22 protein-coding genes and 1 pseudogene are annotated in these 23175 nt (G+C 48.0%); 8 read left to right on the top strand and 15 right to left on the bottom strand.

The genetic code is table 11. The annotated features are described in order from the left end of the window. Positions 1-250: 250 nt before the first annotated feature. The 4 genes and pseudogenes from PEL01S_RS03275 to PEL01S_RS03255 all read right to left on the bottom strand — a co-directional run bounded on the left by PEL01S_RS03275 (position 251) and on the right by PEL01S_RS03255 (position 4708). Positions 251-2506: an ATP-binding cassette domain-containing protein gene (locus PEL01S_RS03275; protein WP_127459255.1), complete on the bottom strand. Its 2256-nt coding sequence runs from the start codon at positions 2504-2506 to the stop codon at positions 251-253. A 233-nt stretch (positions 2507-2739) separates the two neighbouring features. Then, positions 2740-2850 (bottom strand): annotated as a pseudogene (locus tag PEL01S_RS35070) (SRPBCC family protein); the annotation flags it as partial. A gap of 485 nt (positions 2851-3335) precedes the next feature. Further along, entirely contained in the window at positions 3336-3770 is a 435-nt protein-coding gene (locus PEL01S_RS03260; protein WP_127459254.1) for a PaaI family thioesterase, read from the bottom strand. After that, positions 3767-4708 (bottom strand): DMT family transporter, encoded by a 942-nt coding sequence (locus PEL01S_RS03255; RefSeq protein WP_127459253.1) that lies wholly within the window; start codon positions 4706-4708, stop codon positions 3767-3769. Before PEL01S_RS03255 ends, PEL01S_RS03260 begins: the two co-directional genes overlap by 4 nt. A 192-nt stretch (positions 4709-4900) precedes the next feature. Between PEL01S_RS03255 and PEL01S_RS03250 the strand changes: the two genes are divergently transcribed. Next, positions 4901-6346, top strand: a complete 1446-nt coding sequence (locus tag PEL01S_RS03250) for an aminotransferase-like domain-containing protein (RefSeq protein ID WP_127459252.1) — start codon at positions 4901-4903, stop codon at positions 6344-6346. Positions 6347-6512: 166 nt separating this feature from the next. On the opposite strand, the gene PEL01S_RS03245 is transcribed toward PEL01S_RS03250, so the two are convergent. From PEL01S_RS03245 to PEL01S_RS03235, 3 genes are all read right to left on the bottom strand, one after another. Further along, complete coding sequence (locus tag PEL01S_RS03245) at positions 6513-7715, bottom strand: MFS transporter (protein WP_127459251.1); 1203 nt, start codon at positions 7713-7715, stop codon at positions 6513-6515. Continuing rightward, complete coding sequence (locus tag PEL01S_RS03240) at positions 7712-8539, bottom strand: MerR family transcriptional regulator (RefSeq protein ID WP_127459250.1); 828 nt, start codon at positions 8537-8539, stop codon at positions 7712-7714. Before PEL01S_RS03240 ends, PEL01S_RS03245 begins: the two co-directional genes overlap by 4 nt. 295 nt (positions 8540-8834) lie before the next feature. Beyond that, a complete protein-coding gene (locus PEL01S_RS03235; protein ID WP_127459249.1) occupies positions 8835-9476 on the bottom strand; it encodes an arginase family protein in 642 nt (213 codons plus the stop codon). A 114-nt stretch (positions 9477-9590) separates the two neighbouring features. Between PEL01S_RS03235 and PEL01S_RS03230 the strand changes: the two genes are divergently transcribed. Then, positions 9591-9932, top strand: coding sequence for a winged helix-turn-helix transcriptional regulator (locus PEL01S_RS03230; RefSeq protein WP_127459248.1), 342 nt, complete (start codon positions 9591-9593; stop codon positions 9930-9932). A 91-nt stretch (positions 9933-10023) separates the two neighbouring features. Here PEL01S_RS03230 and PEL01S_RS03225 read toward each other — a convergent pair whose 3' ends face one another. Beyond that, positions 10024-11013 carry a quinone oxidoreductase family protein gene (locus PEL01S_RS03225; RefSeq protein WP_127459247.1) on the bottom strand — a complete coding sequence of 330 codons (990 nt, stop codon included), beginning with the start codon at positions 11011-11013 and terminating at the stop codon, positions 10024-10026. 205 nt (positions 11014-11218) lie between these two features. Between PEL01S_RS03225 and PEL01S_RS03220 the strand changes: the two genes are divergently transcribed. Then, on the top strand, positions 11219-12058 hold the full coding sequence (locus PEL01S_RS03220) for a helix-turn-helix transcriptional regulator (RefSeq protein WP_127459246.1): 840 nt from the start codon (positions 11219-11221) through the stop codon (positions 12056-12058). A gap of 21 nt (positions 12059-12079) precedes the next feature. Here PEL01S_RS03220 and PEL01S_RS03215 read toward each other — a convergent pair whose 3' ends face one another. From PEL01S_RS03215 to PEL01S_RS03200, 4 genes are all read right to left on the bottom strand, one after another. Continuing rightward, entirely contained in the window at positions 12080-13582 is a 1503-nt protein-coding gene (locus PEL01S_RS03215) for a thiol-activated cytolysin family protein (protein ID WP_127459245.1), read from the bottom strand. Positions 13583-13793: 211 nt separating this feature from the next. Beyond that, positions 13794-13955 carry a FeoB-associated Cys-rich membrane protein gene (locus tag PEL01S_RS03210; RefSeq protein ID WP_063187643.1) on the bottom strand — a complete coding sequence of 54 codons (162 nt, stop codon included), beginning with the start codon at positions 13953-13955 and terminating at the stop codon, positions 13794-13796. Between the two features lie 33 nt (positions 13956-13988). Next, positions 13989-15989 (bottom strand): ferrous iron transport protein B, encoded by a 2001-nt coding sequence (gene feoB, locus PEL01S_RS03205; protein WP_127459244.1) that lies wholly within the window; start codon positions 15987-15989, stop codon positions 13989-13991. Then, positions 15986-16213, bottom strand: coding sequence for a FeoA family protein (locus PEL01S_RS03200; protein ID WP_010501988.1), 228 nt, complete (start codon positions 16211-16213; stop codon positions 15986-15988). Before PEL01S_RS03200 ends, feoB begins: the two co-directional genes overlap by 4 nt. A gap of 407 nt (positions 16214-16620) precedes the next feature. Between PEL01S_RS03200 and PEL01S_RS03195 the strand changes: the two genes are divergently transcribed. Both PEL01S_RS03195 and PEL01S_RS03190 read left to right on the top strand, forming a co-directional pair. Beyond that, the gene (locus PEL01S_RS03195; RefSeq protein ID WP_127459243.1) at positions 16621-17124 is read left to right on the top strand and encodes a C40 family peptidase; all 504 of its coding nucleotides are present in this window, start codon (positions 16621-16623) and stop codon (positions 17122-17124) included. A gap of 226 nt (positions 17125-17350) precedes the next feature. Further along, a complete protein-coding gene (locus PEL01S_RS03190) occupies positions 17351-17662 on the top strand; it encodes a hypothetical protein (RefSeq protein WP_127459242.1) in 312 nt (103 codons plus the stop codon). 28 nt (positions 17663-17690) lie between these two features. Here PEL01S_RS03190 and PEL01S_RS03185 read toward each other — a convergent pair whose 3' ends face one another. Then, positions 17691-19046, bottom strand: a complete 1356-nt coding sequence (locus PEL01S_RS03185) for an NRAMP family divalent metal transporter (RefSeq protein ID WP_127459241.1) — start codon at positions 19044-19046, stop codon at positions 17691-17693. A 266-nt stretch (positions 19047-19312) separates the two neighbouring features. Between PEL01S_RS03185 and PEL01S_RS03180 the strand changes: the two genes are divergently transcribed. The 3 genes from PEL01S_RS03180 to PEL01S_RS03170 all read left to right on the top strand — a co-directional run bounded on the left by PEL01S_RS03180 (position 19313) and on the right by PEL01S_RS03170 (position 21520). Then, positions 19313-19495 (top strand): DUF3973 domain-containing protein, encoded by a 183-nt coding sequence (locus PEL01S_RS03180; RefSeq protein WP_082867232.1) that lies wholly within the window; start codon positions 19313-19315, stop codon positions 19493-19495. A gap of 281 nt (positions 19496-19776) precedes the next feature. After that, complete coding sequence (locus PEL01S_RS03175; protein ID WP_239551063.1) at positions 19777-20418, top strand: L,D-transpeptidase family protein; 642 nt, start codon at positions 19777-19779, stop codon at positions 20416-20418. Between the two features lie 79 nt (positions 20419-20497). Further along, the gene (locus PEL01S_RS03170; RefSeq protein WP_127459239.1) at positions 20498-21520 is read left to right on the top strand and encodes an FUSC family protein; all 1023 of its coding nucleotides are present in this window, start codon (positions 20498-20500) and stop codon (positions 21518-21520) included. Here the strand turns inward: PEL01S_RS03170 and PEL01S_RS03165 are convergent. Together PEL01S_RS03165 and PEL01S_RS03160 are read right to left on the bottom strand one after the other, a co-directional pair. Continuing rightward, complete coding sequence (locus PEL01S_RS03165) at positions 21487-22107, bottom strand: nucleotidyltransferase family protein (RefSeq protein ID WP_127459238.1); 621 nt, start codon at positions 22105-22107, stop codon at positions 21487-21489. The genes PEL01S_RS03170 and PEL01S_RS03165 overlap by 34 nt on opposite strands. Next, a complete protein-coding gene (locus PEL01S_RS03160; protein ID WP_127459237.1) occupies positions 22094-23137 on the bottom strand; it encodes an XdhC family protein in 1044 nt (347 codons plus the stop codon). The genes PEL01S_RS03165 and PEL01S_RS03160 overlap by 14 nt, the downstream gene beginning before the upstream one ends. Positions 23138-23175: the final 38 nt, after the last annotated feature.

Genomic DNA, 23175 nt, shown 5'->3' with positions numbered 1-23175 from the left:
TGTCTCTGATATAGTGGTTAGTTGGAATGAGCAGACTGTCATTAAAATCGCCTACTTTCGTTAGAATTAACATGGATACTACCATAGAAAACTAAAGTATGCAACTTTATACATTAGACGTCCATGTCCTATTCAGCCTTAGTGCGGGAGGCATAATGTTGCGGAGCGAATGCGGTTTGTGTTTTCCCCGTTACTTAAACGAAAGGCTGCCGATTATGCTGGCAGCCCAGGTTAAAGTAGACAGGATGCATTACACCAAGTATTTTCCCGTGATCGACTGCTCCGCATGGATGATCTGCGCCGGAGTGCCCTCGAACACCACCTGGCCGCCCTTGCTGCCTCCGTCCGGTCCCATATCGATGATCCAATCCGCTTGACTGATCACATCGAGGTTGTGCTCAATGACGATCACCGTATTGCCGGCATCCACGAGGCGGTTCATGATCTCCAGAAGGTGACCGATATCTGACATGTGCAGGCCGGTCGTCGGCTCGTCCATCACGTAGATGCTGCCCTTTTTATGCAGCTCACTTGCCAGCTTGATGCGCTGGCATTCCCCGCCCGAGAGCGTGCTGAGCGGCTGGCCGAGTGTGATATAGTTCAGCCCCACATCCCTCATCGCCTGGAGCTTGCGCACAACCTCTTTTAGCTGGAAAAAATCCAATGCCTGCTCCACTGTCATCTCCAGCACTTCTGCAATTGACTTGCCGTTCAGCTTGTACGCGAGCACCTCTTCCTTGAACCGTCTGCCTCCGCATACTTCGCATGGCAGCTTCACGCTGTCGAGGAATGCAAGGTCTGTATACACAACACCCAGCCCTTGGCAGTTCTCACAAGCGCCCTTGGAGTTGAAGCTGAATAAGCCTTGGTTCACCTTGTTTGCGGAAGCAAACGCCTTGCGGACATCATCCATAATGCTCGTGTAGGTCGCCGGATTCGAGCGTGTTGACACGCCTACCGCCGATTGGTCGATGACGATCGCATCCGGATGTTGGCTGAGGAATACTTCGTTAATCAGCGTACTCTTGCCCGAGCCGGCGACACCCGTAACTACTGTCAGCACTCCGGTTGGAATATCTACACTCACGTTCCGCAGGTTGTGCAGTGTGGCATTATTGATGGGCAGCTTGCCGGATGGCTGCCTGTAATCGTGCTTCAGCTGGAGCGGCCGCTTCATATGGGTGCCTGTCAGCGTACCTGCCTCCAGCAGGCCCTGGAAACTTCCCTCATACACGATGGTACCACCGCGGCTGCCGGCGTGAGGCCCGACGTCGACGATATGATCCGCCACCTTGATCACATCGGGATCATGCTCGACGACAATGACGGTATTGCCCTTGTCGCGCAGCTTCTGAAGCAACCCGTTTAACCGGTGTACATCACGGGGATGCAAGCCAACGCTCGGCTCATCGAAGATGTAAGTCACATCCACCAGACTGCCGCTCAGGTGCTTCACCATCTTGACGCGCTGCGACTCGCCGCCGGACAATGTATCCGTCTCGCGATCCAGCGTCAAGTAGTCAAGTCCGATATCCACCAGATGCTGCAGCCGCTCCGTCAGCGACTTGACGATCGGCGCGGCGACAGGATCGTCAATCTCCCGAATGACGCGGATGAGTTGTCCGACTTCCATGGAGGACAGCTCCGCAATGTTGTGTCCATTGATTCTGCAATTGAGCGCGGCCTGACTGAGTCTCGCGCCGTGGCAGCTGGAACAGGTACCCTCGGTGATGTACGGCGCAACAGCTTGTTGTGTGCGCTCAGACATCGTTTTCAAATCCCGCTTGATATACTTGTTGGTGAACTTCTCGATGCAGCCTTCCACCGTAATGTTCACTGTCTTCCCGCCGAACTGCGTCGCCACCTTCCTCGCCTTGCCGTACAGCAGTTGCTCCAGCTCCTCCTCCGAATAATCGCTCAGCTTCTTGTCGGGATCGTAGGACCCCGACTGCACGATCATCGCCCAATCAAAGCTGTTCACCGTATAGCCCGGCAGCATGATTGCCCCTTCATTCAACGACTTTGTCTTGTCCAGCGCCTTGCTCATATCGATGCGCAGGCTGCGACCGATCCCATTGCACTCGGAACACATGCCCTGCGGATCGTTAAACGAGAACATGTGCGCTTGTCCAACATAGGGCTGGCCCACTCGGGAAAAGAGAAGACGAAGAATGGGAGAAATATCGGTAATGGTGCCCATCGTGGAATGGGAACCGCCGCCCAGCCGCTTCTGATCCACAATAACAGCCATGCTCAGGTTCTCGATCGCGTCTGCATCCGGTTGCGGAAAACGCGGCAGAAAGTTGCGGACGAACATGCTGAAGTTTTCGTTAAGCAGACGCTGGGATTCGGTGGCGATGGTATCGAAAACGATCGACGATTTGCCGGAACCGGATACCCCGGTGAAAATCGTAATTTTCCGTTTGGGAATGCGCAAGGATACGTTCTTGAGATTGTTTTCCCTCGCACCCGAGATGACGATATACTCCTGATTAGATTCGCTCATAATTAACATCCTTCCGATCGTGTAATTTCTACTTATATTCACATTGTACCATTTATCGTGGATAGCAAGTCGGACAGCCCGAACTTGCACCTGTTATTGTTCTAACCAGGGAGATGCTGCGATCGCTTTTGTCTGTATCCGTAATTATAAACATAAACCGGCTGCAAACTACATGCAGCCGGTTTATGTTGATTCGGGTCAAGCAGGATGAGATATTTTAGTACCGAATGAGGTTATTGCTCCAACACCTTTTCAAGCTCGCCGCACCATTTGCTCCAGCCATATCTAGCTCCTTCGACTCCTTGAGCATTTGAGAATCCGGTTTGATCGAGATGAAGGTTAACCTATGCTTGGAAACCGCTGTCCGGCCCATTTGAAACTGTGCCGTTAATTCATGAAGCGGTATCTTTTGCCAAGGGACAACCGTTAATTTCACCGTCTCCTCATAATCATTTCCAGCGAAACTTATTCAGATTCCAAACTTTCCGAATGACTAACTCTCTATCGGACACCATTTGGTGTCTTGCCAACATCATTAATATACCAATCGAGGAATACGAAAGATTTTGGCTCAATGTTCGAAGGAAGCCCGTCTTGCGCAAAATCTGTCGCTGCACAAGCTGTGACGTTTTTTAAGATTGATGATAATACAGAAAAGAGCCACTCAGCGTTAGAGTAGCTCTTTCAACCTTAATGAATTACTGTCCGGTTTCCGAAATACGCCCCTGACCGCGATATTCTTCCTACCTATCAGAATCAGGAATATCAGCCGGTATAGGCCCTGGTAAGCACATTCATACCGGAGCACTCCTTGGCAGCTCTTGTAGAACTACCTGCCTTGCGCTTTATCGCCCCTTAATGTCATACAAGTGCTTGAGGCATGAGCGACGAGTTTACCGTTCTCATCTGTAATATTGCATTGGACGAACCCGATAGTCTGTCCACACTTGTACAGCGTAGCATAGGCTATTATTTTGGCGTTCCACACAGGTCTAAAAAAGTTTACTTTCATCTCGATCGTGGTGAAGGTTTCGCCCTGTTGCAAGGTAGAGCCGTAGGCAAGACCCATGGCCATGTCGGCAAGAATGCCGATGATGCCGCCGTTGCATGTGCCTTGCGGATTCGCGTGTTGTTCCGAAGCCTGCATTTCATACGTGGCCTCGCCCTCTTCTATGCTAATTAATTTCAGTCCCATAAGGCGCTCAACGGGGGATTGCTCCAATTCTCCGTTCAGCACTTTCCGATAATACTCAAGAATGGTCATTTCGCATATTCACCTGCTTCTTTCCTCTGTCTTTGAATCAAATTATTCATCACCAGCGCGACGATCACGATGAGAGTCCCTGCCAACTGCAACCTACCGACTTCAACGCCCTGGAGGGCACTGATCGTGACTGTCGTAACAGGGACGATGTTCATAAATAGCATACCGTTCTCCGGCTTCAAAATTTTATTGCCGACGTTCCATGTGAACACGGCAAGTACGCCTGCGATCAGAATCATATACAGCAGTTCCGACCCTGCGCTTCCAATCCTCTCCGCGCTTGGCATCGTCAAGGCTCCGAAAACCGTTGCCAACAGCACGATTAAAATATTCATCAAGGATCCGAAGCATGTTGTCAAAGCGGTGTAGCGAAGTGGCGACCAGCCTGCAAATTGACTAGCACCCATCGTATAAACGACCCAGCATAGAGCACCGAGCATAATCAGCAGACTGGCGCCAATGTGTTCTTTGGCTTGAACGATTAAGGAGGGATCTCCATTCGTAATGACCAACAGTGCGCCTAAAAACGCAATGAAAATTGAAATAAAAGTAGACAGCTTGGGCTTACTTTTATTCAAAGCCCAATTTACGCACGTCGTCATTAGTGGCATTAACGCCATGATAACGGAGGCAATGATTGCGCCTGACGGTCCGCTGAGCTGTTGTCCGACAAAGGTAAGGAAGCCGAAGCCCGAAAACCCTGCAGCGCCAAAAAATAGTAGCTTCCACGATTTCCCCTCCAATCGAAGAGCGCTCTTCCCTTCGAAAACGATCAACATTCCCATAAGAATGAGGCCAGCCCATATGTAGCGAATCGTTGTGAAATAGAACGGATCGAGAACCTTCAAGGCAACTTGCATGACGGGAAACATGCCTCCCCAAGCCAGCACAGGAATCAAACAATAGGTGATACCCACTAATAAAGTGTTTCTGTTCATTCTTAGAACCTTCTTTCATGAGCTACGCGGATTTTCCGACGGACTTGATCAGCCCCCCCTTTTTTTCCATCATAAACGAGGGTGAACAGAACAGATTGAAAGGACTAGAACAGAAGGCAGGAGTTTCCTGTATAATAGAGGCACACGCGTAAGTACTTAATTTGCGGGATAATGGGCCTGGGGGCAAAACCTATGAAAAAAACAGTTGTTTCAAGCGGACATGCAGGCAAACTGTTTGAACAAATCTATGATTATATTCTGGATCGGATCCGTCGCGGAGAATGGAAGCCGCATGACAAGCTTCCCTCCATCCGCTCGCTGGCAACGGAATTCAATGTACATCGACTGACGGTCTTTAAAGCCTATCAGCTGCTGAAGGAGAATCGGATCGTTGAAGTGAAGGACAAATCCGGCTATTATGTGAGACCGGACCACAGTCTTCCTGTTGATTCGCTGCATAATCCGATCATTTCTGCTTATGTGCATGAAAGCCATCTTTCCGAAATCCATCAGGTACAAGCCGAATATGTACTGTCAAAATCGCTGCTCGACCCGAACCTGCTCCCTAATCTTTATTTTTCTGAATATGTGAAGCAAGTGTTCGATTTGTATCCGAAAATGCTTGGCACCTACTTTACCGTGCAGGGAGATCAGGAGCTGCGGGACGCGTTGTGCCGTTACTTTACCGATTGCCACCGGTTTCACTTGTCTGCAGACGAATTGCTGATCACTTGCGGCTCGCAGGAGGCCATGGATTTGGTGGCCAGAGCGCTGGTCAAGCCGAGAGATGCCGTTATGTTGGAGCGTCCTACCTACAGCACGGCGATTGACATTTTCAGAAGACAAGGCGCAGCTATCGTTCCGGTCGAGATCCACCCGTACGGCTACGATCTGGAGCAGGTGGAAAAGCTGATGCAAGCCTACAAGCCGCGACTGTTTTATCTAAATCCCACCTTTCAAAGTCCAACAGGCTATATCGTACCCGCCGAACAAAGGAAAAGGCTCGTTGAGCTTGCCGAGCGGTATCAATGTCTGCTACTAGAGGACGATCCTTATCGCGACATTTATTTTGGCAAAGAGCCTCCACTGCCTCTTTTTGCTTACGATACGGCAGGATGGGTCATTTATCTTCGCAGCTTCAGCAAATATATCGCTCCCGGCCTCGGCATCGCCATCGTTGCATGCCGTTCTTCCATCATGAACTACCTGATAAAAGCCAAATTGTTGTCGGACAGCGGGACGCCCTTGGTGAATCAAAAAATTTTTCTGCATTATTTTTTCTCCGAGCGGCTGCAGCAGCATATGGAGAAGCTTCGCATTGCACTTGCGGTCCGCAAGGATATCGTAGAACAGGAATTGTCCGCTACTGACTGGCAGTGGAACTCCCCTGCAGGCGGATTCAACTTATGGGTGAAGCTGCCGGAAACGGTGGAGATTGAACGTTTGCTCAGTACATGCATCAAGCAATCTATCACTTTTGTGCCCGGAGCGATTTGCGATCCGCTCAAGGAGTACAAATCATGGATACGCCTCAGCTATTCTTATCTGAATGAGCAGTTATTGAGAGAAGGCATCCATAGGCTTGTCAAATTGGCAGACGGAGGTAACGCTTACCGTCATCCGATGTTGAACGATTGAGACAAGCCTTTCCACTCGACCGGGTTTATAGTATGCTAGAATATTAAGGGAGAAGAGGGAATCTATGGTGAAAGAACTGATCGTCGGAGACGCCATGCATGTACTGGCCACTACGCGTCCTGAAGCGAAAAAAACTATCTCGTTAATTCTATTTCGAATATAAGACTTAATCGGTACAGACGTTTGGTTTTTCATAGTCTTCATATACCGTTTCATGTCCTGATTTATTATTGTAAGCGAATAGACGGACAGCTATCAGGAACGCCAGCAAGACCACGACGAATCCGGCCCAACCGAGATTGTCTATGGAGAAACTATTGATCACCTGCCCCCCGATTGCCGATCCGAAAGCAAAACCGAATTGGATAAACGAAGTATTGACGCTTAAAGGAATATCCGGCGAGCGAGGGACCAGAGAAACCAAATACAACTGTTGTGCCGGGGAGGTCATCCATGTGGCCACCATCCATATCATGATCAGCGGGATGAGTGCATAAATCAAGCCATTTGCCCAAGTCAGCAGCAGCAGCATTCCGGCTTGAAGGGAAAGACCGGCATAGATTGCGAACTTCGGCCCTCTCGTATCCGCAATTACTCCTCCCAATTTTGAGCCTGCAAAACTACAAAGGCCAAAGAGCAGCAGAATGCCGGAAAGCACAGCAGCCGACAGTTCGGCATTCGCCTGCAAGAATGGTGCCATGTAAGTAAACAGCGTAGAGTATCCCCCGATATAGAACAATGTAACGGCAAGCGCCAGAACGATCTTTTTGTTCTTCAAAATCGACAACTGCATTTTGATCGTAATGGCCTTCTGCTCGATAATGGACGGGACTCTGGCGAAGACGGCCAGCAGCGGAATCAACGTTAGCAGCCCTATGAGGATAAATAACGTTCTCCAGCCAACGGCTTCGCTTAAAAACGTGCCGACAGGCACGCCGAGAACAAGAGAACTGCTTAACCCCATCAAAATTGTGCCGATGGCCCGGCCTCGATGCTGTACTTCGACCAAACGTGTAGCCACAGCCATTGCAATAACAGTAGCAGCGCCTCCACTGAGACCCTGGATTACTCGTGCCACCAGCATCATCTCAAACGAAGGGCTGGAATAGGCCAAGAAGCAGCTCAGAATAAAAATACCGAGCATGCCCAGCAGTATTTTTTTACGGTCCACCTGGATAGTTGCCGCAATCACTACGGGGGCTCCGATCGCCGCGGACAGGGCGAACGCCGTGACGAGCATTCCTGCAGAAGATGTCGTAATATCAAGATCCGCTGCTACCATATGGAGAATTCCGCTTATAATGTATTCAATGGTCCCGATTAGAAACACGGACAGGGCAAGCAAATATACGACCCATTTATTATTCATAGATGATCCTCTTCAACTTCAATCGGAATTTGGATTTCGATAAGGCAAATACCCGGTTCCCCCGAAAGGGGCACGTAGATTTCCCTTCCGGGCTGGTCGCTTCGAATGCGGTAACCGTTACGCTCGATCCATGCAGCCAGGTCCAAGCATGCCGTCTCCGAAAACGCCGAATCCGAACGAAACAGCAGCGTGGCTACTGTCTCCGAGGGCAGGAGACGGAGATTGAGATGCTCGGGCAACTTGGGAGCATCCGATTTCACGGCATAACCGACCTCGAGCTCAAAGGCATGAACCGCGCTGCCGGGTACGTCCCATAACACCATCTGAGGACCAGATAAGGAAGATTTAGAGCGACTATCGAGGAGTCCATCGAAGATCTCGAAGAGATCTGGGATATCGTCAACCGTACCCATGGAGGCATAAGTGATCATGTGCATGGTTTCGACGCGCTTCATGACAACCTCCTGTTCTTTATCCATCCTTCCTTCGCGCTCTACAAGCTGCATTCGTTCCTTAACCCGGGCAAGCTTGGACCGTTCGATATTAAGTTGCCGCTCGATTTCATTTTCTTTAAGTCTAAGCATACCGCGAATCTGCTCAGCCGATATATCTTCATGAAGAAGATGCGTGATTTGCTGCAGCGTAAAACCCAATTCTTTAAAAATGACGATTCGATTAATCTCCAGCAGCTGTTCCGCGGAGTAGTACCGATACCCTGTAGATTCATCGGTTTTGGCCGGCTTTAGGATTCCGAGCTGATCGTAATAGCGCAGGGTTTGCAGCGGAATTCGGCTTAGCCTGGAAAATTCGCTGATTTTAAACAATGCCTCACCTTCTCTCCTTTTATTTCGATATGATTATACACTCTCTAGTCAGGTATAAAGTCAAGAGCAGAGTTATTTGTTCAAAACCTCGCTTGATCAAATATGGAAGTAAATGGACACCGCAGTAAATGTAGTTCCATTTGGGGCACCGGTTGTAATCGTTCAATAGCCTTTTCGGCAACACCTGTTATTACAGCCCCTCCATAACTATGTCTGAGCGATGCGTTGATAGCGCAAAAATACACCCACAATACGTGAGTGTATTTTAAATTCACCTATAATTCTGTTTATGACCTTAATTATTTAAAATAGGTATCTCCCCAAGGAGATTCTTCAAGTGAATCGAATCCCACGGCAAATGCTCCGTTATACCTAATCCAACCACATCTGTTTCTTCAGATAATTGTTTAATCAGATGAAGTAGTTGAGGCATTTGCATGGTTCCCGCAGCAGAAAAATTATAAGGTGCTTCAGGATTGGCGAATAATAAAGAACGGAATACCTTTGGGTCAAGGACATCCAAATCAAGGTGAATAGCTAGGTGCTTAATCCCACTTTCTTTAATCCACTCTTTTAAAGATTCCGTACTGTTCATTAACTCTTTCGTTCCAGCTGTTTTAATACCTAGTCTTTGAATGATTTCTGAATCTTGTTCTGTAGGAGCTTCGTGAGCATCGATCCAAATTAAACCTAATTCCCCGCCGTATCGTTCGTTTAAATAGGCAAATGGGGCTTGCTCGACTAAGCAGTCACCACCAAACATTACAATGCGATCTGGCTTATGAGCATGAATGATATGCTGAGCAGCCTCTAATTGTTCAAGCAGCTGTTTTCTCCCATTCATACCGTTCTCGTTTTCAAGCGGAGTTCCATCATAAGCTTGAACTGGAACTTTAATAAGGGGTTGATCGTTGTCCGGAGCCAGCCAAGCAAGCAGTTTGGCTCCAAAAGCTCTCCTTTACTTCAAAGTAAGGCTAGTATAAACTGAGCACAAATAAAAAAGTAGTACGCACTTTATTGATAGGTACTACCCGAAAGGATAGTGGTAAACATGAGTATGGCTGAATATATAGGTAAAGTTAAACATATTCAAGATACGCCTTTTGGTTATACAATTTCAGTGATTGGCGGTAAATGGAAAATGGTGATTATTTACCTCCTGGCAGAAAACCAACCGGTTCGTTTTAATGATCTGAAAAGACAAATAGGAACCATTACTTTTAAAACATTGAGTTCACAACTAAAAGAACTCGAAGCGGATGGTCTGGTGAAACGGAAAGAGTATCCGCAAGTCCCCCCTAAAGTTGAATACAGTCTCACACATAAAGCGGAAACTCTATTACCGGTTTTGGAACAGTTATGTGAGTGGGGAGTAAAAAACCAAAATAATTAAATCTAACGTGGAAACGGCAGCCGATCGTTCTGGCCGGCTGCCGCATACAGCGGATGCAATGTCGAGGTTAGAAAATCGACGAGTGTATGAATTACATTTGGAGTAGCAATTTTCCGATAGTATTCCCGGCCTCTAACAGAGCGTGCGCTTCTGAAGCTTTTTCCAACGGGTAGATACCGGAAATTTCCGTATGAATCCCGTGTTTGGCGATTAATTGCAAGCTTTCTCTCGCTGCCTTACCGACTTCATCAGGAGCAAACCGGCTGTATTCCCCCAGCGCAAAGCCTGCCACGGTTTTATTACGAATCCATAACTCATTGGAAGATTGCGCTACATCCGCTTGCCCGCTTGCATTTCCGACAATGACTAATTGACCAAAGGGACGAAGCACATCCAGGCTTTGTTTACGCATTTCCCCGCCAACCGGATCAAACACAACGTGAACGCCCTGCTCCTTCGTTACTTGCTGGATTTGGTTGACGAAATCGGACCTGACAAACAACTCATCATAACCAAATTTTGCCGCATGCCGGATCTTATCCGGATGACCGACCGTTCCAAATACGCTCCCCGCCCCCAGCCATTTGGCAACTTGACCCAAATAACTACCAAGCCCGCCAACCGCTCCATGGATAAGTACCTGATCGCCAGGTTGAACTTTGGCTACTTGTTTGCAGGCTATATAAGCGGTTGTTAAATTCACAAGTACCGCGGCTGCCGTAGCCATATCCATTTCTGCTCCTGCCTGATCCAGCGGAATCGTAAATTCGGGCCTGGACTGCACGATGGAAGCGTAGCCGCCAAAAGTCGACAACGTCATAGCCGCCACCGGCTGACCGATGTAAAACCCCTCAACGCCCTCACCGATTTCACGTACATACCCCGAGACCTCCAAACCGGGAGTTATAGGAAAAGGTACGATTGGACCAAAATCTCCCCGGCGCAGCAGCACATCCACATATCCAACGCCGGCATAGGCAACATCAATCGTAATCATGTCAGGCATCGGTTTTATATCCGGGTACTCCTGTACGCGTAAAGCTTCTAAACCACCAGCTTGTTGAAGAATGATAGATTTCATGAAAATGACCTCCTTGATCGGTATGATTTCATTGTAGCTAGCTTTCGCAGAGGCAAACAGTTTTTGCTGTTACTGGTATTGCTACTACCAGGGAGATAAGCGTTCATCTTCTTTGTGGCATTCGGAACGCGATAAGAGTAAACTTGAGCTATAAATCCAGGCTGCAGGATTTTCGATCGCAACTGGAAAAGGAGTTGATCAAGCGTTGTCTGGCGGAAAAAATATGAAAACACTAGGAAATTTCCTAAAGGCCAAGCGAGCTGAAGTTTCCCCTCGGGACCTGAATATAGCTGTCGGTAGCGGACTTAGAAGAACAACCGGCCTTCGCCGGGAAGAAGTCGCCTATTTGGCCGGCGTCAGCATCACTTGGTATACCTGGCTGGAGCAAGGAAGAGAAATCAACGTCTCCAAAGGAGTGCTTGCCAGCATTGGAAATGTGCTCCAGTTAAATAAGGATGAAATGGTTCACTTACTCACTTTGGGTGGTTTTTCGAGCTCTCCCCTTCCCCTTCCTGAGGAACAACTGCTAACTGCAGAGCTGGAAGCCGTGATTCATTCCTCGCGATTCCCTGCCTTTGTGGTCGATGCCAAAATGAACGTGCTGCTTCATAATGCAATAGGCAATCTAATTTACCCTTTGGAATCAGCGACGAATGGGAAAAATATATTATGGCTCATTTTCATGAATGACGAGCTGAAACAGAGAGTAACGAACTGGGAAGACGCAGCCAAGTACGCAGTAGGTGTATTTCGAGGGAATCATGATTTGCATATGCACGATCCGTGGTTCGGCCAGTTTAGAGATGAGTTGATTGCGAATAGCGCACACTTTAAGCAGTGGTGGAACGATTATCATGTCCAACAAAAAGCGGAAATGATTTTTGAATTTTATCATCAACCGATTGAGACGACGATTCGTTACAAACTCGTATCTTTTTTTCGGGTTAACGGCAGAGACGATACTCATTATTGCAATTATGTGCCCCTTCAGGGCGATATGGAGAAGTACGAAGCATTGTTAGACAAAAAAAATCCCCCCAAATAATTGGGAAGATTTTCAGAAATACTAGTGACTAATAGCGGCTGTCGGGTATAACGTTGTTCCGCCAATCGAAACTTTGATATTGCCGGATAACGGAACGTTCGTTTCGTCTATGATGGTTCTCCACCAGTCCCAAGCAAGACCTGTGCATTCTTTTGCGAAAATTTTGATGTTCTTGGAATTAGGCGGGAGCGGGATCTCTGTCGAGAAATGCGCTGTCTTATCTCGACCGCTTCCTTCCCAAGTTTTATGAGTAATGAGTTCTTGGCCATTGGCATCAAATGTAAATTCGTCCCAAGACACTTCAAATTGAGCTACATAGGCGCCTCGATGATCAAGCGTTATTTTACCTTTAGTGAACTCCGTCGTTTTCGTCTCGATATATTCCGTGTTGTTGCGAACAGCGGCAACTGAATTATCTTTCAAAAAGACGCTTGTATAGGAAATCGGGTACGCCGGATTCTTCGTGCTAAATTGGGCATTGTCCTTAATGATATTTTGGATGACATTGAAGTCTTTCGTGACGATCTGGTTATGCGTCTGTGCATCGCCGCCTAATACAACGGCAGTAAACGAACTGTTTTCATAAATATCTTTATACTGTCCGCTAGCTTGGACGCCGGCATTCTGAAGCAATGCTTTAAAAGCAGCTTGTACATCACTGCTCTTCGAGGTTGTCTCCAATTTCACGTATATCGTTCTGCCATAAGCTACGTTGGATACCATGAGCGGCGGAGCCTCTTTACTTACCCCTTTACGGGCCAATTCGGCAAACGTCACACTATTATCAAAAAGGTCCGATGGATTGTTAGGAAGAGCCGCGCTTACGGTATAAAAAATTTGCTTGTACGCAGCGACCATCACTTTTTTCTCGCCGCTTGCGACCGCATTAAAATCGATTCCGAGCGTATTGTTAAGCACTTGAGCGTTCACATTAAGCGCGCTGGCAATTTGATGTTTGCTATAAACCATAGACTCTGCATATTGTAACCTTGCAGGCAATGTATGAGTGCCCGAATACTTCGCAACCCAAGTCGACACCAACTGATCGACGGCACCGGAAACGCTGCTGTACGTCGGTTTTTGAACCGTAATTGTATTTTCACTCTTCAACCCAGGTAGATCAATACTGATATTCAAAGGTTTTCTTGGGCTCATAATCAGGTCAGGCTGATTATCCGAAAAAGCCCGATTGGCAAGCTGTATTGCGCCTGGATAAGTGCGGCTCGTCATCGAATCAATAATGGATATATCTACCGGCGAGGTTGCGAGTGATTTTTTCTCACGTTCAACTACGATAAATTTACCATTGGTTTGGAGACCTTCTTTGGGAACAAAGCTGCTGATTTGATCGCCTTTTACAGCTAAAACTTCATTACGGTCATAATTTAGGCTTGCGATCCCGGTATCCATATCATGAAGATCGTTGGTCGCAGCGAAGGAAATACTCGAATACGCAAACACATGTAAACTAACGAGCAGACTGACAAGCACTTTTGTTTTTTTGCCATGTTTTGAAATCTTCATACAGGCCCCCTCCTTTTATCTGTAAAATAATAGCACTTCTATTAGCTATATCGGTATTTTGGTCTAAAATTATTATATTTTCAGAAAAAGATATACCCATTCGCGGGCTTGCCCGCCCATAACGCGTTAATAAAAAAAAGCCTCGGCACAATCTACCGAAGCTTGAAGACTATGACACAGCTTGATGCCGAGACCTTCGCATTTATAAGACTTAAAGAGTCCGGTGCTCGGCTGCATCAGAACATCCAGATAAGCACGTCTTGTTCAACGAGCATGCCGCACATTTTCCTTGACGCGTCTTCCGCACGTAACGGACAAGCGACCAAGCCGCATACCCGAAAATAACGACCCCGGCCATGACACTGAACACCATATGCGTTCCTCCTTAACAAGCGCGTCTAACGAATTAATGAAACCCAAGCACCTTCCCGGCATTATAGACAATTAGCGCGATCACGTAAGCTATGGCCAGCGCGTAACCTATGGAAAACCACGTCCAGCGGGCCGACCCCGTTTCTTTTCGAATGACTCCGACGGTCGCAAGACATGGAACATAAAGCAAGATAAAAACCATAAAGCTAAAAGCCTGAAGTGGGGTAAAAAACTGCGAGATCATTTCCGAAAGACCACCGTCAGGAGCAGCATAAATGATACCCATCGTCGAGACGACGACTTCCTTCGCCAGAAATCCTGTGAGCAGCGCGGCACCCGCTTGCCAATTGCCGAAACCGAGCGGGGCAAGAACCGGCGCCACAATGGAACCGATGGCCTGGAGGAAGCTTTCGTTCATCGGCACGTTCCAGCCGCCAGGCCCGGTGTATCCGAGCAGCCATATGACGACCGAGCCGCCGAAAATGAACGTTCCCGCTTTTCGGACGAACCCTTTGCCCTTCTCCCATGTGCTGCGTACCAGCGTTCGCCACTGCGGAATGCGATACGGCGGCAATTCGATGACGAACAGGGATTGTTCGCTCTTCGCGATCGTCAAGGAAAACACCTTCGCCAGCAGGAGCGCTACGACGACCCCCAAGACGTATAACGATAAAACGATAAGCGCCTGATTACTTTTGAAAAACGTTCCGACAAACAAGCTGTAGACCGACAGCCGCGCGGAGCACGACATAAGCGGGGTGAGCAATATAGTCAGCAAGCGCTCTTTGGGCTGCTCAATCGTCCTTGCGGCCATAATGCCGGGAACGTTACAGCCAAAGCCGATAATCATTGGGATGAACGCCTTGCCGTTCAGACCGACACCTTCCATCAGCCGATCCATAACGGCCGCAATGCGGGCCATATAGCCGGAGTCCTCGATGAAGGATATGATGAGAAACAGCATGAAAATTTGGGGTACGAACACCAGCACCCCGCCCACACCGCCAATGATCCCTTCCAGAATGACCGACTTGATGAACTCCGCGGCACCGAACGTATCGAGCAAGGAACCGATTCCGTTCTTAACCGGACCGTTGAGCAAAGCGTCCAGTTGATCGGATAACGGAGTGCCGATCCAATCGAACGTCAGCTTGAACGTCAAATACATGAATGCAAGGAAAATGGGAATGCCGAGAACCTTATTGGTAACGATGTCGTCGATCCGCTCTGACAGCATCCTTCTATCCTTCTTCGTTTCCCGAACGGCGCGTTGCAGCCATCCGTCAATCATAACCGCGCGCTGTGATCGGATGTACTGGCGCGTATCTCTCATGCCCGTACTCTGTCTAACTTCACCCTCAATCCCGTCATAGAATGACTGAAGCCAAGCGGGATCAATGAACTTGCGAAGCTGCTGCAGGACAAGTATGTTGCCTTCCAGAAACTGCAGCGCGAGCCAGCGCTTCGGTTCCATCTGAACCGGCATCTTCGCCTCCAGCTCAGAAATAGCTTTCTCCAGAAGCGGCCCGTAATCGAATCGCCGCGATTCATTCTGCCGGATCTCTGCGGTCATTTCCCGCTCCAGCTCCTTACAGCCTCGGCCTGATCGGGCGACCACGGGTACGACCTTCGCGCCCAGCTGTTCCTCCAGCTCGTGTATATCGATGTGAAGCCCGCGGGCTTCGGCCACGTCAATCATGTTTAGCGCGATAACGACCGGTACACCGTACTCAAGCAACTGCACGGTCAAATGCAGGTTACGCTCCAATTGCGATGCGTCTACGACGTTCAGCAATATCGACGGCGACTCTTCCAGCAAGTAACGCGATGCCACACCCTCATCCTCGGAAAGCGGGCTAAGAGAGTAGATACCCGGCAAATCGATAACTTTTCCTCTCTTACTCGTTAGCGTGCCGACCTTCTTTTCCACCGTTACGCCCGCCCAGTTGCCCACGTATTCGTAAGAGCTTGTCATCGTGTTAAAGAGCGACGTTTTACCCGTATTTGGGTTCCCGGCAAGAGCAACGGTGATCATACTGCTTCCACCTGTATACAAACCGCTTCTTTGCGCCGAATGGCAATCCACTGCCCTTTCGTTTCGATCATGCACGGACCGCCAAACGGCAGTACTTTGCGAAGCGAGACGACGGAGCCTTCCATAATGCCAAAATCGTTCAACCTGTGCAGGACAAGTTCGTTCACGGATGCCAAATCGATTATTTTTACCTTGGTATCTCGGGCAATATCCGTTAACTTCATCGAGATCATCCTAACTGTAAGAATTGGATATTGTTGATAATGATTATCAGTATCTCCGAGATTTATTGTAGGCCTATACAAGGCAAAAGTCTATAACATTTAGCAAAAAAATATATATAAATTGTAACAGAAAAAAACGCTTTTTTTACCCCGATCTGGATTGAAGTCAGTGAACCATTACCTGCTTTGCCCTATGAAAAAATCAAATAGCATCCCAAGGAGGAGTTGTCAAGTATATTTTGCTTATCATTTTCTCATTAATTTCTAATATAAGACGATTTTTCTAGGTGCAGCTTGTTTTAAACTTTCATCTGGTAAATCCCTCCATTCTAATCTGTGGTATAGTAGGCTCACTGGCCGAGCTGGTCAACCAACTATACGAACGAATCCTAAGGAGGATATCCAACATGAAGCACATGAAGAAAAATCGCCTTAGCCAATCATTAGCTGGAATCGCTCTAAGCCTTTCCCTACTGGCCTCGACAAGCTTGATTCTCCCTGCACCATCGGCGCATGCAGCAACGGTGAGCAGCTCAAAGGCAGATCAAATTGTGAAAACGGCACTATCTTATCAGGGAAAAGTGAAATACAGCTTTGGCACCAGAGACCCGCAACACCTCAGATTTGATTGCTCCTCGTTCACCCAATTTGTATTCAGCAAAAACGGGATTTCCATTCCATGGGGCTCTAGCGCCCAGACTCGCGTTGGAACGCCGGTCAAGGACAAAGCTCATCTGCAGAAGGGTGATCTCGTAATGTTCAGCGTGAATACACCGGGCAAAATCAACCACGTCGGTATCTATCTCGGTAACGGTAAATTCGTCGGAAACTCACCGAGCCGAGGCGTTGCCATTTATGATATGAACTCGGGTTATTGGAAGAATCGTTATATTACAGGCCGTCATCTGTAAAATTTAACGAAAATCAACTATCATCGTTTCACTTGAAAATTTCCCCACAACATCCGGTTGTGGGGATTTTAATCATCTATTGACTTACATATCAAAATAGTAGTATTATTCCTCTCGCCTGTAGTATTCTGCACTCCTTGTCTTGTTATCCTTAAGATCCTGACTTTATGCCGATGCTGTCTTTCATACAGCAATCACTACATTCCGAATCGAAGGAGGATTAAGCATGAATCGTGAAGTTGAACAAGCCTTGCAAACAACTTTGCAAAACTGGAACTCTATGGCACTAGCGGAGCACGAGGATTCGGAAGCAGCGGCGAACGCATTTGAATCTTCCTTTTATCGATTCATCGACGCCGTCCGGGAATGGGCTTCCAGCTTAGAGCCGCAGCCTGAGACGTTTGAAGCCTTTTTGGATCTTCCAATGGTACAAGAGATAACTGAGCTGCTCCCAGCGCCGCTCTATCTGAATTTTGAAACTGAAGCTGAACTTATTGTTCAAAAAAAGTTTCGTATCGAAGATGAAAAGTACGATTAACAAAAAATCCGCGATATCCCTTTTTCCTTTATTGGAAGAACGTATTCCAGAAAGAGGCTAACGTTAATCCGACAAGCAGAGTAACCATCGCCCACCCGCATATTTTACCGAACCTCTTGGTTCTATACTCCCCCATCAGCTTCTTATCGCTTGTCATCAAAAGCATAAAAATAAGCAGAGGCAGCATCAGAATACCCCCAATGACTTGTGCGATAACAGAGAAGTAATTTAAAGGCAAGTTCGGTATCAAAATGGCGATCGCTGCGAGAACCAGACTGCCGATATACACCGCATAAAATTTCGGCGCCTGGGATATCTTGTCATTGAGACTTTTCGACCAGCCAAACAATTCTGCAATACTCCAGGAAGACGATAAGGAAACGGTTATGGATGCCAAGAAGCCGGCATTGAACAAGCCGAGACCAAAGAGGATTGCCGGCCAACGCCCCGCAACGTCATTAAATGCGCTGATCATATCAGCCGGGCCTGCGTCATTGATATTTTGTACATGGCCATGAAGCGCCGCGCCGGCGATAATGATGCCTGCTGCGATAATGACTTGAATCACGATGCCTAACGCGGTGTCCATTGGGCCCAAACGCAGTTCTTTTGCCGTAACTCCCTTATCCACCGTACCGCTTCCTTGAAAAAAAACCATCCACGGGGCGACAGCATTTCCGACCGTTGCGATCACGAACCACATGACCCCGTCTTGCAATTCCGCCGGAACATTCCAAGCTGCGAAGGCATGCCCGATGGCCGCCATACTCGGGTGTGTCATGCCGGCAGCCACTAAAAAGATTACGTTGAGCACACCCAAAAATAGAGCAATCCGCTCCTTTGTCCAATACCCCGTAAAGAGAACAAAACCAACGACGAGCAATAAACATAGGACAGAGCTAAGCCATAGAGGAAGGCCTAAAAGGACGAGCCCCGCCGTCATCCCGATGAATTCCGTAATCAATATCAGCAGATTCTCGAAAGCAAGCGTCGAGATGTGATAATATCCCCAAAACTTTCCATAACGCCGCAGGGCCAATCTTGCAAATCCTTCTTGCGTTACGGCGCTAAGGCGCATGCTCATCTCCTGAATCGTAAACGTTAGAGGTGCAAGGCAGAGCACCAAGGGAACAAATAGCCCGATGCCAAATGTCGCCCCGGTTACAGCGTATGAGATCGCCCCGCCTGCATCATTATTAGCAATTGCGGCGATTAAGCCCGGTCCCATTAGAGCCCAAATGAGCCAAAGGATGCGTCTCCAACCCTTCTTGCGATGGGTCACCATTTCACGAAACTTGGATTGCTTCCCGAAATCCGCGCCTGCGGCGCGGCCTTGACTGCCGGCTACTTCCGGAGATGCCAATGCTGATTGTACTTTGCTCATTACGTTTCACATCCCATTGAGAAGTATTGAAATTCTGGAATAATCTATTCCTTGGTGTTGAAACTTGTGCATGACCATGATGAAAAAAGGATTCACATTTCGCTCAATCGTTGCCATTTTCTCAATACGATCTCAATGGACTTGCACACATCTCAACATTTTACGATATGCTGTTTTCAAAGGTGAGGTGGTGGATATAGGGTTTTGTTTCCTATACGCTTGGATTACGAGTTTTGAATTACTTTCATAAGAAGAGGTGAGCTCGCATGTACTATTGTACCGTTTGTTCAAAACTGCACGATGAAAGGCATTCCTACGGAATTATTTTTGAGAAAGGATTTTATATAGAACCAGGAACTGGAGGAAGGTTTCATCTAGGTATGTGTGGTGAAAAAGACGATAGAGGGAGCCAAGATCATAGACAACGAACATTGGTTGTTCCATTATGATAAGCCAATGAGTATATATAGGTAATATGGGCTTTCCCTCAAACCTCTTTACACAGAGTCAAGTTAACTTTGTATAAAGGGGTTGCTTTTGTATGCGTGAAAATAGGACAGAGCCTTTCTAACCGCGTTAAATTATTGTCGGTCAAATTTAACTTCATGAATGAACCTCCACCATATGGATAACCTAAACATGTTAAATATTCACTTCCGGAGACGAAAAAATGCGAAACCTTCATTCCCTTTTACTGCGCACCATCACAATAGCTCTGCTGACTTTGACCATGGCTCATGAAATGGCTCATGCAGCTCCAAACGACGACCCACCCTTGCCGATTGTAGCTGAGCATGGATTGTACACGATTGAGGTTTACCCTCAACGTCATCAACTCGTTGTATGGGCCTATGGACAGCGGTTCAAAACCTATCCCATTGCCGTCGGCAATCCATCCACCCCTACCCCGGTTGGAGAATACCAAATTATATATAAAGGAAAAGATTGGGGGCCTTCCTTTGGCCCGCGTTGGCTTGGTCTGAACGTCCCTTGGGGATATTACGGTATTCACGGGACCAACAAGCCTTACTCCATTGGGCAGCATTTGAGCCACGGCTGCATCCGTATGCGCAATCGTGATGTCATTGAATTATATGACATGATTCCGCTCGGCACCGTAGTAAAAATTTACGGGCATGTCTTGGGAGATCCGAATCATGAACCGAGGGATTTGGCGGAGGGCGACGTCGGAGGTGACGTGCAGCTCATTCAGTCCCGTCTGAAAAGTGCCGGTTACTTCAATGGAATATGCAATGGCAAGTTCCGCTCCAATACAACCGCGGCCGTAAAACAATTTCAACGCGATCACCACTTGGCGCCTAGCGGCGTCGTCTCGGTAAAGATGTATGAAAAGTTGGGATTTCTGGAATAAAAAGACTGCACGGACGCATGATGCAGATGGAGATGATTTTTGCCGAGTCGAACGGCTAAGATGAATGGAGCTTGCCAAAATGACGCATAAAATGATTGATTTTATCAAAACCAAAGGGTTTGTATGGAAAATCCCCTTAGCTTCGGCACTGTCATGGGCGCTCGCGGAGTGGGCCGGATCCAAGCATCCTTACCTTGCTCCCCTGACGGTCATTTTATCTATTCAATTAACCGTCGACAAGTCGATACAATTTGCATGGCAGCGTGTTTTGGGAACGATTGGCGGCGTCCTTTTCACTGTATGGATAGCGCCTTACGTCGGCTTAAGCGGCTGGAGTCTAGGACTTCTCCTTCTTGTGGGGACGATGATCGCCGCGTGGCTGAAATGGGATCATGCGCTCATGGTGCAAGTTTCGCTTAGCATTTTATTGGTCATGTACTTTCAAAGCAAAATGCCGAGCTACCCCCTTGATCGGATACGCGATACCGTGATCGGCGCTATCGTTGCCCTCCTGATCCATGTGATGGTATTCCCTCCCGATTCCGTGAACAAGGCCCGAAAAAAGATGATCCATTTCGCGGATCATCTGTCCAATCATTTTATAACGACAGCACATTGGGTCGAAGAAGGCTGTCCCTCAAGTAACACGCAAATTTTGCAAACAAAATTGCAAACGTTATTCCAGGAGCTTCATCAAGCGACAACCGAGCTGGATAAAGCGGAGCAAAGTTTACGTTACAATCCGTTTGGAACCAAAAAACGCGCAGCCTTGAAGCAGCTGACGCGGCAGATGGAGCATCTTCGATCAGGCTATGCCAATCTTGCCGACATGATACGCGTTTGTGCGAAATGGTCCGAAAGCGGCAATTTTGAGAAAACGAATCAACGCCTATGGGCCGATCATCTAAATACGTTAGCGAAGCTTGTAAAGCAATGGAATCAAGGGTTAAATGATCCTGAACCATTTCGCCCGGTTTCCAAGGAATCCGCCCTGCCAATAAAAACTCCTGTCCAAATGGAGAACTACCTATACCCGCTTGCGTTATATACGAACGCTGAACAAGTTGTTCAAGATTTCCAAGATTCGGATAGAATTTTGTAATCTTCGGCATGATCCACATCTGTGAACAGGTCCGGACTTGCAAAATCGATGCAAATTCCCGAGCTTTCTTTTCGAATAAGCTGTCTCGCCCCCTGGTCGCCCTGCAATAGAAGGAGATCCGCAAACATTCGCCGGGCAAAAATAACCGGCGGTCTTGCCAAGCCGTCATATCTTGAGGCCACGAAACCAATGCCGGCGTTCGCTTGAAAACAATGAAGCAGCTCATGAATCATTTCTTTTGTAACGAGAGGCTGATCTGCTAGCAAAACCATCACGGCTGCCGCTTCCATCGCGAGTGCAGCCTGTACGCCGCACCGCAGGGAATGCCCTTGCCCCAAGTGCGCCTCAGAGCAATGAATGACGGACCATTTCCGACGGATCGGCTCCCGGTAAAATGCGCGATCTATCCAACCAGCAGAAGTATCATTGGATACAACCAAAACATAATCTAGCTCGGAGTTCAACGCCGCAGCCAGCGCATAATTTCCCAAGCACATAGACCCTAAGGAAAGTCGAAGCTTATCCGAGCCCATTCGGGTGCTTTGCCCTGCCGCCAAATAAATGCCGATGATCTTATTTCGCTTCATGGATCACAACTTCCGGCTTTCTGTTTTTTCGGTGGATGAGTTCTGCAAGAATGCTTACGGCGATTTCCTCCGGGCCCTCTGCTCCTATCGCAAGCCCAACGGGAAAATGAACTTTCATCGGAAACGTCACACCTTCTATCAAGCGTTCCGTTCTTCTTTTCGATCCCAAAATACCGAGATAACGAAGCTGCCGCTCAGAAAGCAATCGAGCCAGCTGCTGATCTCTCTGAAAATTATGGGTCATAACAACGGCATAGTCGTATGGCGTACATTCAATCATTCGCATCGTTTCCTCCGGAAATCCCAATAAAATGGATTCAGCATCCGGAAAATAACGTCGGTCGCACAAGACGGGTCTCCAATCGGAGACAACAACGGAAAAGCCGGCTGCTGCTGCAAAGGCGGCAAGCGGCCTCGCGTCCGGTCCCGCTCCGAATATAATCAGACGCGGTTTGGGGTAATAGGTATGAACGAAAACGTCAGATTGCATGGATGAGACAAATCTCATTCCGCTCCTCCGCAGATCGCCGGACGACATCCAATCGAAAAACGCCTGCGGAAATTGTCCCTCCCATTCGCCGAACAAGTGCCGATTCCCGGTCAAGAAACCATAAGCAGCGACAGAACCGTCCGAGGCGAAACTTTTAACGAGCATGACCTCGATGTGCTGATCCAAATAATGCTTCAAAGTACATAAATGATCCGCAAATCGATCATTGACCGGTTCCATCGTTACATGAACAACACCGCCACAGCCCGGTCCTTCCCCCCAGGACAGCGGGTCCGATGATTGCATGTTGAATACGAAGCGCCGAGAAACGCCTGTTTCCAAAATATCCGGCACGCAGGCCGCAAGCTCCGTCTCCAGACAGCCGGCGCTTAAAACACCGATCTGTGAGCCGTCTTCCAGAAACAGCATGGAAGTTCCTTCCTTACGGTAAGCACTCCCTTCCACTCGGGTAATCGTCGCAAGCACGCTTCTTAGGCAAGTACGTTCAATCGTTTCCAAAATACGATGTATTTCTTCCAAATGCACCCCTCCTTAAGCTGACGGAAGGTATCGGTCCC

This window comes from Paenibacillus elgii NBRC 100335 (assembly GCF_004000865.1).
Lineage (GTDB): Bacteria > Bacillota > Bacilli > Paenibacillales > NBRC-103111 > Paenibacillus_G > Paenibacillus_G elgii.
Note: the sequence above shows the minus strand (reverse complement) of the source record. Positions and strands in the feature narration are given on the sequence as shown.